Origin of the sequence: Pseudomonas sp. NBRC 111123 (assembly GCF_001320205.1) — a bacterium.
Classification (GTDB): Bacteria; Pseudomonadota; Gammaproteobacteria; order Pseudomonadales; family Pseudomonadaceae; genus Aquipseudomonas; species Aquipseudomonas putida_J.
Window position 1 is genome coordinate 1 of record NZ_BCAZ01000083.1, and the last position, 10,634, is coordinate 10,634.

Here is a 10,634-nt window from a genome sequence, read left to right on the forward strand (position 1 = left end):
GCGGGCGGCGCTCGATCTCAGCCACCGCGCATAGCTGCCGGCGAGCCCCCTAATCTCGCAAATCCGACTCGTGAATAGGGTTGGCCCGGCTGGTCGCCCTTTGGTACTGCGCCGGCCAAGTGGCTTTGTTGCCACCCAAGTCATCATCGGCATGCAACGGCCAGTAAGGATCGCGCAGCAGCTCCCGGGCCAGGAAGATCACGTCGGCCTGCCCGGTGCGCAGAATGTGCTCGGCCTGTGCCGGTTCGGTAATCATGCCTACGGTGCCAGTGGCGATCTCTGCCTCTTTGCGCACACGCTCTGCAAAGCGAGTCTGGTAGCCAGGGCCTGTAGGGATTTCGGCATTCACCGAGGTACCACCGGAGGACACGTCGATCAGGTCGACGCCCAGCACCCGCAGGCGGCGTGCCAGCTCGACGGTTTCATCCGGGTTCCAACCATCCTCAACCCAGTCCGTCGCCGATACACGCACGAACAGCGGCAGTTCAGCAGGCCAGGCCTTGCGCACCGCTTCGACCACCTGCAGGGTCAGGCGGATGCGGTTTTCGAAGCAACTGCCGTACTCGTCGCGGCGCTGATTACTCAGTGGTGAAAGGAATTGGTGCAGCAGATACCCATGGGCCGCGTGGATTTCGACGACCTTGAAGCCCGCTTTCAGCGCCCGCTCGGTAGAGGCGACGAAGGCATCGATCACCCCCTGAATCTCGTCCTGGCTCAATTCGCGCGGCGGTGTGTGCTGTGGGTCAAAAGCGATTTTCGACGGCCCCACCGGCTGCCAGCCGCCGTCTTCAATCTTCACACTGCCCTGCTTGCCCAGCCAGGGCCGATAGGTACTGGCCTTGCGCCCGGCGTGGGCCAACTGGATGCCTGGCACGGCGCCCTGGGCGGTGATGAAGCGGGTAATGCGCTGCAACGGCGCAATCTGGTCGTCGTTCCACAGGCCTAGGTCTTCGGCGGTGATGCGACCATCGGCGGTCACGGCGACGGCTTCGCTGATGACCAGGCCGGCGCCACCCACGGCGCGGCTGCCCAGGTGGACGAGATGCCAGTCGTTGGCCAGGCCATCGACGGAAGAATACTGGCACATCGGCGAGACCGCGATGCGGTTGGGCAGCGTCAGCTGACGCAGGGTGTAAGGCTCGAGCAGCAGGCTCATGAGGGCACCTCCCAAGGACTCCAATGGTGATCCGGCCCGGACACTCAAGTGCACATCCCTGGCCCGGTGCCGGTCATTAATCAGACTAGACCAGATTGGTGGGGGGGATGGTTCCGTGGGATGGCGGGGTGTTCGTCGGAAGGTTTGCAGCGCCTGTCAGACCGAGCGCCGCCCGCGCGGCGCATCGCGGATAAATCCGCTCCTACAGTTTGTTTCGGGCCAGTCACTCCTGTGCCGCCAACAGGAACCGCCTTGGTGCATGACTGAACATCGATGAAAAGCAGTGGTGCCCACCTCAATATCGAAGAGAACAAACAAGGCGAACAGCGGTGACCTCACAGGAATGACGGTCCCGAAACAAACTGTAGGAGCGGATTTATCCGCGATGCGCCGCGCGGGCGGCGCTCGATTTCCGCACCCCTGCAAGAACCAAGGCGGGCACCCTCTCTAAGCGCCGCTCACTGAGATTTCCGACTGGCCCGACACATGTATCAGATGCTTCCTACACATATGAACTGGCGGTGCGTAGCCAAGGAAAATATCCTACAAACCCTGTCGACTCGCGTCTGATTGTTCCTGGAAACACCGCCCTTTAGGCTTTTTCGTGTCGCTGATGTTTAGCGCCCGGGAGTGGAATCCTGGTCAATTACTGAGTTGCTGTCGTCATGGCAGTTGTGCGCGGGAGGCCGAAAAGCCTACCGGGTTTACTCGTAGCCTGGATTCCACACCGCGTACAACTGCCACCCATCCGTGTGGAATCGGAAAGGTCGGTCAATCAGTAACCTTACGAGTCGTTCCATATGAAGAAAATCGTCCCCGACCCACCCCATCATTTCGACCTTCCCTCTGACAAGACCCTCACCAACGCCGTCAGCGAAGGCATCGCGCCCATCGATCATGTGGTGATGAACGTCACCCACTACCTGATGCTTGCCTACAACCATTGCCACCGGACCCTCGATACCATCGAAGATGACAGCACCCGGGAATCGCTGGTGAATGGGCTGCGCGCCATGCAGATCGCCTGGGGCCAGGCGGATGCACTGTCGCTGGCTTTGGAGCGGAGTAGCAGCCTGCATTGAGGTTGGAGCTACTGGCCTATTCGCTGGTAAACCCGCTCCCACAGGGACATCACAGACCTCAAGATTTGCACATCACCTGTGGGAGCGGGTTTACCCGCGAAGAGGCCATAACAGGCAGTCGAGCAATTTCAGGAGAGGAACCGATGACCACAGACGACACCCAATACTGTCGGCAAAACCACATTCTTCCAAGGCGAACACCAGACCCATCCCCTGTTTCGCATCGAGCCAGGCATTCCCTGCCGGGATGCCCGCGAGCAGGCCTCGGAGTTGATGGGCTATGTAAGAGAACTGACCATCATCGGCCTGATGGATGAAAAGCCGATGATGATCTGGGCATCCCATTACCTGAGTGCCATGGCCAAGGCACTGATGGATGATGCCGAGTTAGGCATGACGCATAAACCGTTGGGTAACTGAAACCACCTTCATCTCGCGGTCTGACTGTAACCAGTAAAAGTCGACCGTCCTTTGGGCTAGGGTTGTATCACCCACGACAACCCTTTCCACCCGGCCTACCGGGCATTCTAGAAAAATCCTACAGCCTACTACTTAAAGTTCTACGTTCTCTTGGGAAATCCTTCTCAAGCAACATCTCCCTCCTCCTATCGTTATTCAGCCGTCCAAATACTATCGTCCATCACGTCACGGCGATCAATGAAACCAATTACGCCGTTCGCACAAGTCCGATCTCCACGCCCATGACTTGAGTCGATGATGGATATTTCCTTTACAGAAAACGCGAACGTATTAGATAAATTCATTACTGAACAAGAGCAAAATTTGCTCACCGACGCATTTTCAGGGGCCATATGGAGATATGGCTGGCCCATAAATACAATTCCCTTTGCACGTCCTTGCTGGCACATTTTCATAGCCGGCAACAAACGTGCATCAATGGAGTGCTGTGAGCATGAACTGGCCAGCGACAGCCGCTGGAACTTTCTACTTGATATTTGGAGGCGTGCGCAGCTTGCTCACATGCGTGACTGTTTGCTCCTTGGTGTCTACGCAAACGGCCAGACCTTCGGCCAGGACAGCCCTATTCATAGAGATAACAAATCAATTGAACCAGGAAAAACCGCAGTTCTCTTCTGCAATACCCAGTGGGAAACCACATGGGGCGGCGAACTGGTTTTATTCAATCAACAGACGAATGACACCATTGCGGCAATACAACCAAAGCCGGGACGCATAGCGATATTCGACGGACACATACCGCACAGAGCTAAATCACCCACCATTGACTGCGACCAATTGCGCATCACCATTGCCTTCAAGACCATAAATAAGGACGTTAAACAATGAGCACACGTGCCGAGCTGATAGTAGCCGTAATAGATAAAACGGCGAAACCTGTCAATAACGCCGGGGCAGCAGCGGCTATTCATGACCAATTCAACAGCGACAAGACCGGATTTTCACTAGTTATCCAAGCAGCACAAACAACTACGGCGATAGCCTCAGTTATCTCCATCACTCACTTCGCAGTAGGTGCTGTACCCTTTATTAACATTGTCACCAACACCCTATCTGGCACCGTAACATTCCTGAAAATCGCGGCGGACTTCAAGGAGGGCGCGGAGATTAAGAGAGGAGATGTCATAAGTTTGGCAGGCAATGTTGCAGGCATCGTAGCCTCCTTCGCCATTCTGGCCGGAGCACCATTCATTGCTGGAGGGGCCACAGTCTTCGGCATAAGCGCCACAATCTACAGCATTGTCAATTCGGACTTGGCTGAAGCAGCATACGACAAGATGGCTCCACTTTTTACCAGTCTCTTGAATCAAGGTGACCTTACTGGATTGGACGCACCACAAATTGCGCCTGATTTCACACTCGCGTCCCCTGACCAGATACTTTCCACCCACCAGGGAATGATCACAACCGTTAACTGGAACCCTGGCTCTTCAGAAATAACACTGGGCACCAAACTACTTAGCTTTCCAGAAAGCAACCAAACTGACACCAACGCAACAGGGAGCGAGAGTTCCGGCTCAACGCAACCCCCTCCCCTTATCGGAAACTCAGGCAGCAACTCAGCAGCGCCAACGACGCCCCCTGGCATACCAGCACCCGACGCAACACTGACTATAAGTATAGAAAGCCTAGGCGGCGTTAAATCCCCCGACCCTGAGCCATCAATCACGGTACCTATTCAAGACAATCAAGACAATCAAGACAATCAAGACAACTATATATGCTGCAGCGGGGGGCAACAGGACCAGTATTACTAACCGACCTGTTAACCACCCAACAACGCACCGACCCCAAAATGGATATCTGGCAATACTCGCTAAAGCTGATGCGAGAACTTCCGCCTCGCAAACAAGCGAAAGCTTTGCTGCTCGCGGGGATTCTTAATCTCATCTTAAGCGCTAGCTTTACACTTATGTGGCGCGAACACGAAAAAACCAGCGAAGAATCATGGTTGCGAGTCCCAGCATCTCTCACTTCCAAACCTGAAACATGGGATAGTGACAGATCTCTCTACACGTTCAGCATCATGTTTAAAACATTAGATGGAAAGCGCTACAACACTCATCTTTATGCAGAAAAAATTTACTATGATGCAGCGAAGCTGGACCGCAACACGCCACTCTTTGTCGACATAGCAACCTCTGAACGCGCCGCAACGGTCCAGCGTTTAATCGCCCCAAATGGAATGTTTCTTTACGATCCTGCACTGGCGGCACATGTAACCCATGTAAGAAACCGGGAGACCACACTGGCCGTTATCATTTTCTCAGTTGCCGGCATCAGCACCTTGATTTCGGCAGCGGCGATCTACTACCGCCCCAGAAAGGGGTGCAACTGAACCTGAGCAGCACTTGGGAGATCGAGCGCCGCGCGAGTGGCGCTCGATTTGTGCCCCACCGCAAAAACCAATGCGGGCAACTGGAGGTAAACTCAGCGCGGCTCCATATGCGCAATCATCAACTGCACGCTCTCATTCCCGCGAAACTCATTCACATCCAGCTTGTACGCCAACTCCACCCACCGCACCGTCGGGTTCGGCCACACATCACGGTCGATGCCAAACGCAATACCATCCAGCCGGACCGAGCCGCACTCGGTCTTGAGCACCACCTTCAAGTGCCGCTCGCCGACCACACGTTGCTCCACCAACTGGAACACCCCATGGAACAGCGGCTCGGGGAAGTGCTGCCCCCAAGGCCCGGCGTTACGCAGGGCCTTGGCCAGGTCGAGGTGGAATTCCTCCACCGCCAGGCTACCGTCCGACAGCAGACGACCGGTCAGGTCTTCCTCACGCAACTGGCGCCGGACCTCTTCATCGAACGCTTCGGCAAACGCCGGGAAGTTGCTTTCGGGCAGCGACAGCCCCGCCGCCATGGCATGGCCGCCGAACTTGCTGATCAGCTGGGGCTGACGCGCTGCCACCGCATCCAGCGCATCGCGGATATGGAAGCCAGGCACCGAACGCGCCGAGCCTTTGAGCATGCCGTCGCCGGCATCGGCGAAGGCAATGGTCGGCCGGTGGTAGCGCTCTTTCAGGCGCGAAGCGAGGATCCCGATCACGCCCTGGTGCCAATCGGCATCGAACAGGCACAGGCCATAAGGCATGGACTCGACCGGCAGGTCCTTGAGCTGGGCCAGTGCCTCACGCTGCATGCCTTGCTCGATCGACTTGCGGTCCTGGTTCAGCTCGTCCAGCTGCTGAGCCATGTCCTGGGCCAGGGCTTCGTCATCGCACAGCAGGCATTCGATGCCCAGGCTCATGTCGTCCAGGCGCCCGGCGGCGTTGAGCCGTGGGCCAAGGATGAAGCCCAGGTCAGTGGAGGTGATGCGCCGGTGATCGCGGCGGGCCACTTCAAGGATCGCCTTCAAGCCCGGCCGTGCCCGGCCGGCGCGGATGCGCTCAAGCCCTTGGTGCACGAGGATGCGGTTATTGGCATCCAGCGGCACCACGTCGGCGACGCTGCCCAGGGCGACCAGGTCGAGCAGCTCGCCGATGTTCGGCTGCGGCTGCGTTTCGTAGCGCCCCAGGCTGCGCAGGCGTGCGCGCAAGGCCATGAGCACGTAGAAAATTACCCCGACCCCGGCCAGCGACTTGCTCGGGAAGCCGCACCCAGGCTGGTTCGGGTTGACGATGGCGTCGGCATCCGGCAACTGCTGACCCGGCAGGTGGTGGTCGGTGACCAGCACCTTGAGCCCGGCCGCCTTGGCGGCGGCAACACCTTCGACGCTGGAGATACCGTTATCGACGGTAACCAGCAGGTCCGGCTGGCGTTCGAGCGCCACCTGGACGATCTCCGGCGTCAAGCCGTAGCCATACTCGAAGCGGTTGGGCACCAGGTAATCGACATGGGCCGCGCCCAGCAGGCGCAGGCCGAGCACACCCACAGTGCTGGCGGTGGCGCCATCGGCGTCGAAGTCGCCAACGATGAGGATACGCTGGCGCTGGTCGAGGGCGTCGACCAGCAGGTCCACCGCAGCCTCGATACCCTTGAGCTGCTGATACGGCAACAGCCGCGCCAGGCTCTTGTCCAGTTCGGCCTCGGTCTGCACGCCGCGGGCGGCGTACAGGCGGGTCAGCAAAGGTGGCAGGTTACCCAGGAAAGGCAGGGTCGATGGCAACGGGCGGGGTTCGATACGCATGGGATCTTCGGCAGTCAGGTGTCAGTCGGTTCAGCCACGCTCACCGAGCAGCCATTGCAGTTGCACTTCGTGCTGGCCACGGTCGTCGGTGACGAACACCGTGCCTTCGCTGATCATCACATCCCACTTGATGGTACGGGGCATGTCGGTGGCCAGTACCTCCAGCACCTCCTGCGGCACCGCTGCAATGTTCAGGTTCTTCAGCCCTTTGACCGCGCCCACCACTTTACCTTCCCACACGCGCAGGCTGCCGTAGGCCAGCAGGCTGGTGCGTTCTGTGCGGCGCGAGCACCAGGTCAGGCGCTCGGCGTCCGGCTGGCCGACTTCGATCCAATGCAGAATGCGGTCGTCCAGGCTTTTTTCCCACAGCGCCGCTTCGTCGACATCAGACAGGCCACGGCCGAACGACAGGTTCTCGTTGTACCACAGGGCGTAGGCCAGCAGGCGCACAGCCATGCGCTCTTCGGTTTCCGAAGGGTGGCGGGCAATGGTCTGCCGGACGTTTTCATACACGCCGCGATCGAGATCGGTCAGGTTCAGTTCGAATTTGTAGGTGGTGGACGGCTGGGCCATGGTCGACTGGGCTTCGTGCGTAGAGAAAAGTCACCTAGTCTAACCGATCCTGCTTCCGCTTGCGCCGGAGCAGTATCGGACGCTCCGGACCTATGCTAAAACCACGGCTCTGACCAGCTGCCACGGATGCCTCATGTCTACGCCCAGCAAACCCCTCGCCGGCCTGAAAGTCATCGAGCTCGGCACCCTGATCGCCGGGCCGTTCGCCTCGCGGATCTGCGCCGAATTCGGCGCCGACGTGATCAAGGTCGAGTCACCGGACGGCGGCGACCCGCTGCGCAAGTGGCGCAAGCTGTACGAGGGCACATCACTGTGGTGGTTCGTGCAGGCGCGCAACAAGCAGTCACTGACGCTCAACCTCAAGCACCCCGAAGGCCGTGAAGTGCTCAAGCGCCTGCTCGGCGAGGCCGACATCCTTATCGAGAACTTCCGCCCCGGCGTGCTGGAAAAGCTCGGCCTGGGCTGGGACGTGCTGCATGCGCTAAACCCGCGCCTGGTGATGGTGCGCCTGTCCGGCTTCGGCCAGACCGGCCCGATGAAGGACCAGCCGGGCTTCGGTGCGGTCGGTGAATCGATGGGCGGGCTGCGTTACATCACCGGTTTCGACGACCGCCCGCCTGTGCGCACCGGCATCTCCATCGGCGACTCGATCGCCGCGCTGTGGGGAGTGATTGGCGCGCTGATGGCCCTGCGTCATCGCGAAGTCAATGGCGGCCAGGGCCAGGTGGTGGATGTGGCGCTGTACGAGGCCATTTTCGCCATGATGGAAAGCATGGTCCCGGAGTTCGACGTGTTCGGTTTTATCCGCGAGCGCACCGGCAACATCATGCCGGGTATCACGCCCTCCTCCATCCACACCAGCGCCGACGGCAAGCATGTGCAGATCGGCGCCAACGGTGACGCCATCTTCAAGCGCTTCATGCAGGCCATCGGCCGCCCCGACCTGGCCGACGACCCGAGCCTGGCCAGCAATGATGGCCGCGACGCCCGGCGCGACGAGCTGTACGGCGTGATCGATCGCTGGGCCAACAGCCTGCCGCTGGACCGGCTGATGCAGGTGCTTACCGATGCCGAAGTCCCGGCCAGCCGTATCTACTCGGCCGAGGACATGTTCAGCGACCCCCAGTACCTGGCCCGCGAGATGTTCCTGCAAGCGCGCCTGCCGGATGGCAAGCCGTTCAAGATGCCGGGCATCGTGCCAAAGCTCTCGGACACCCCGGGCTCTGCCGAATGGGTTGGCCCGACGCTGGGTGAACACACCGATAGCGTGCTGGCTTCGCTGGGCTACGACCAGGCAGCGATCGCCAGCCTGCGCCTGGCGGGCACGGTCTGAGGCTGCTTCAGATGCGCTCGCGGGCCCTGTGCTGCGCGCTGCTGCTCGCGCTGCTGACGGCACCGGCGCAGGCCAAGGAACGCCTGCTTTGGCTGGTGCGCGACCTGCCGCCCTTCACCGTGTTCGAGGGCACGGAAAAGGGCCAGGGGGTTATCGACCAGATGCTGCCGCTGCTGATCGAGCAAATGCCCGAGTACGACCACAGCATCATCCGGGTCAACCGTGCACGCGGTATCCAGATGCTTCAGGATCCGACCAGTTTCACCTGCGACCCGACACTGCTGTGGACCGCAGAGCGTGCGAAGTTCGTGTACTTCTCGCAACCTACGCTCGGCGTGCTGAGCAGCGGCGTGGTGGTGCGCAACACCGGCCATGCGTTACTGGCACCGTTTCTCGACGACCAGCAAGTCGACCTCAAAGGCTTGCTCGCCAACACCCGACTGAAGCTGGGCATCGTCGCCGAGCGCAGCTACAGCAGCGAGGTTGACGAGATCCTTCGCCAACTGCCCGACTCGGCGCTCAGCCGCCACTATGGCAACGATGCCACCGCCAACCTGCTACAGATGCAACAGCTCGGGCGCCTGCAACTGGTGCTGGGCTACTGGCCGGAAGTACGCTACCTGATTCAGCAACAGGGTGGTTCGCCGGCGGACTATCAGTTTCATCCCATCCAGGGCGTCAACCGCTACCAGTTCCTGCACGTGGGCTGCTCGGACACACCCCTGGGGCGTGCAGCCGTCAGCCACATCGACCAACTGCTACCGGCCCTGCGCCTGAATACGCTGCCCGCGCTGTATGCTCGCTGGCTTGACCCCGAGCTGCGCGAAACCTACCTGGAAGAGAGCAAGCACTTCTTCGAAAACCGCTGAGCTGCAGTCTGTGTAAGGCGGGCAAAAAGAAACCCCGAACGCTGGGGAAGACGCCCGGGGCCAATTGAAAGTCCTCATGGACTTCCCGCGACAACCTGCCAGTACCGGAGCTGTGCACTGGCCGGCTGCCCTTACTGTTTCTGATTGGCCATTCAGGCAAAGGTTCCCTGTGGCTGCTGACGCTGTTGCAATGCCGCGATCACACAGGGCTGCAAGCGCCCTTCGACAATCTGCAGGTCACGGTGCAAGCCGTCTACCAGGTCGATCAGCAGGCTCTGTTCCTGCAACTGACGCAGGCTGACCGTACGTCGCAAGGCCGTGCCGCCGAGGCTGTCGTACACGGTCAATTGGCGATTGCCACTGGCATCCGTCACACCCAGTTTGGCCTGGTAAGGGGCAAGGGCGTCGTTGAGCAGTCTGCAGATTCTTTCCATCCGGATCACTCGCTTGTAATGGGACATGAAGGAACTGACCAGCAAGCGCAGCGGAAAGTTCGCTGCGCCACCGCTGTGCTAGTGAGCATGCGTGGCTGACATGACAGTTTGAATACGCTGCAGCGCTTGCTGCCAACGCCCGACTGGCAAGGGCCAGGGGAGATCGGCAACGACCCACAAGCCTTGGCGCCGGGCTTCTTTGGCGAGGTTCAGGCTACCTGGGTTGTGGTGGCCGACGAACAGTACGCTACGGATGGAGCGAGCCCGTTCGAGCAGGGCCAGGCCATCGTTCACGGCGTGTTCGAGGATCAGCAGATCGGCGCGCGGCGTGCGGGCCAGACAGGTGTCGAGGTCGGCCAGGTCGTGGGTGATGCGCACATTGAACAGGCCTTGGGCATTGCAGGCCTGGTGGAGCAGTATCTGGTGGGATGGGCGTGCCGGGTGAATCAGCACGTAGGGCTGGCGCATGTGCCGCTCCTTGGGGAAAGGACCGGTCACTCTAGGCAAGGCTTGTGGCGCCTTACATAGGACAATTCTGCAAATGGTTGGGGAAAACGCTGCAATCTT

11 protein-coding genes and 1 pseudogene are annotated in these 10,634 nt (G+C 59.7%); 7 read left to right on the plus strand and 5 right to left on the minus strand.

Going from position 1 to position 10,634, the window contains the following annotated elements; all coding sequences use genetic code 11:
- Positions 1 to 49: 49 nt before the first annotated feature.
- Complete coding sequence (locus tag APH27_RS24970) at positions 50 to 1,156, minus strand: NADH:flavin oxidoreductase/NADH oxidase (protein ID WP_060486175.1); 1,107 nt, start codon at positions 1,154 to 1,156, stop codon at positions 50 to 52.
- A gap of 800 nt (positions 1,157 to 1,956) precedes the next feature.
- Between APH27_RS24970 and APH27_RS24975 the strand changes: the two genes are divergently transcribed.
- From APH27_RS24975 to APH27_RS26500, 5 genes and pseudogenes are all read left to right on the plus strand, one after another.
- Complete coding sequence (locus tag APH27_RS24975) at positions 1,957 to 2,238, plus strand: hypothetical protein (RefSeq protein ID WP_027920089.1); 282 nt, start codon at positions 1,957 to 1,959, stop codon at positions 2,236 to 2,238.
- A gap of 143 nt (positions 2,239 to 2,381) precedes the next feature.
- A pseudogene (locus APH27_RS24980) lies at positions 2,382 to 2,658 on the plus strand (DUF3077 domain-containing protein).
- 297 nt (positions 2,659 to 2,955) lie between these two features.
- Positions 2,956 to 3,546 carry a 2OG-Fe(II) oxygenase gene (locus APH27_RS26680; protein WP_256250722.1) on the plus strand — a complete coding sequence of 197 codons (591 nt, stop codon included), beginning with the start codon at positions 2,956 to 2,958 and terminating at the stop codon, positions 3,544 to 3,546.
- Positions 3,543 to 4,475 carry a hypothetical protein gene (locus APH27_RS24990; protein WP_060486176.1) on the plus strand — a complete coding sequence of 311 codons (933 nt, stop codon included), beginning with the start codon at positions 3,543 to 3,545 and terminating at the stop codon, positions 4,473 to 4,475. The genes APH27_RS26680 and APH27_RS24990 overlap by 4 nt, the downstream gene beginning before the upstream one ends.
- A 38-nt stretch (positions 4,476 to 4,513) precedes the next feature.
- Positions 4,514 to 5,056: a hypothetical protein gene (locus APH27_RS26500; protein ID WP_156335909.1), complete on the plus strand. Its 543-nt coding sequence runs from the start codon at positions 4,514 to 4,516 to the stop codon at positions 5,054 to 5,056.
- Positions 5,057 to 5,148: 92 nt separating this feature from the next.
- On the opposite strand, the gene recJ is transcribed toward APH27_RS26500, so the two are convergent.
- Positions 5,149 to 6,858 (minus strand): single-stranded-DNA-specific exonuclease RecJ, encoded by a 1,710-nt coding sequence (recJ, locus tag APH27_RS24995; RefSeq protein WP_060486177.1) that lies wholly within the window; start codon positions 6,856 to 6,858, stop codon positions 5,149 to 5,151.
- A 30-nt stretch (positions 6,859 to 6,888) separates the two neighbouring features.
- Positions 6,889 to 7,431, minus strand: coding sequence for a YaeQ family protein (locus tag APH27_RS25000; RefSeq protein WP_027920093.1), 543 nt, complete (start codon positions 7,429 to 7,431; stop codon positions 6,889 to 6,891).
- A 133-nt stretch (positions 7,432 to 7,564) separates the two neighbouring features.
- On the opposite strand from APH27_RS25000, the gene APH27_RS25005 reads away from it, so the two are divergent.
- Together APH27_RS25005 and APH27_RS25010 are read left to right on the plus strand one after the other, a co-directional pair.
- Complete coding sequence (locus tag APH27_RS25005; protein WP_060486178.1) at positions 7,565 to 8,764, plus strand: CaiB/BaiF CoA-transferase family protein; 1,200 nt, start codon at positions 7,565 to 7,567, stop codon at positions 8,762 to 8,764.
- 11 nt (positions 8,765 to 8,775) lie between these two features.
- Entirely contained in the window at positions 8,776 to 9,633 is an 858-nt protein-coding gene (locus APH27_RS25010) for a TIGR02285 family protein (protein WP_060486179.1), read from the plus strand.
- A 152-nt stretch (positions 9,634 to 9,785) separates the two neighbouring features.
- Here APH27_RS25010 and APH27_RS25015 read toward each other — a convergent pair whose 3' ends face one another.
- Complete coding sequence (locus APH27_RS25015; protein ID WP_027920096.1) at positions 9,786 to 10,067, minus strand: DUF3509 domain-containing protein; 282 nt, start codon at positions 10,065 to 10,067, stop codon at positions 9,786 to 9,788.
- A gap of 78 nt (positions 10,068 to 10,145) precedes the next feature.
- Positions 10,146 to 10,535, minus strand: a complete 390-nt coding sequence (locus tag APH27_RS25020) for a hypothetical protein (RefSeq protein WP_060486180.1) — start codon at positions 10,533 to 10,535, stop codon at positions 10,146 to 10,148.
- Between the last annotated feature and the right edge of the window lie 99 nt (positions 10,536 to 10,634).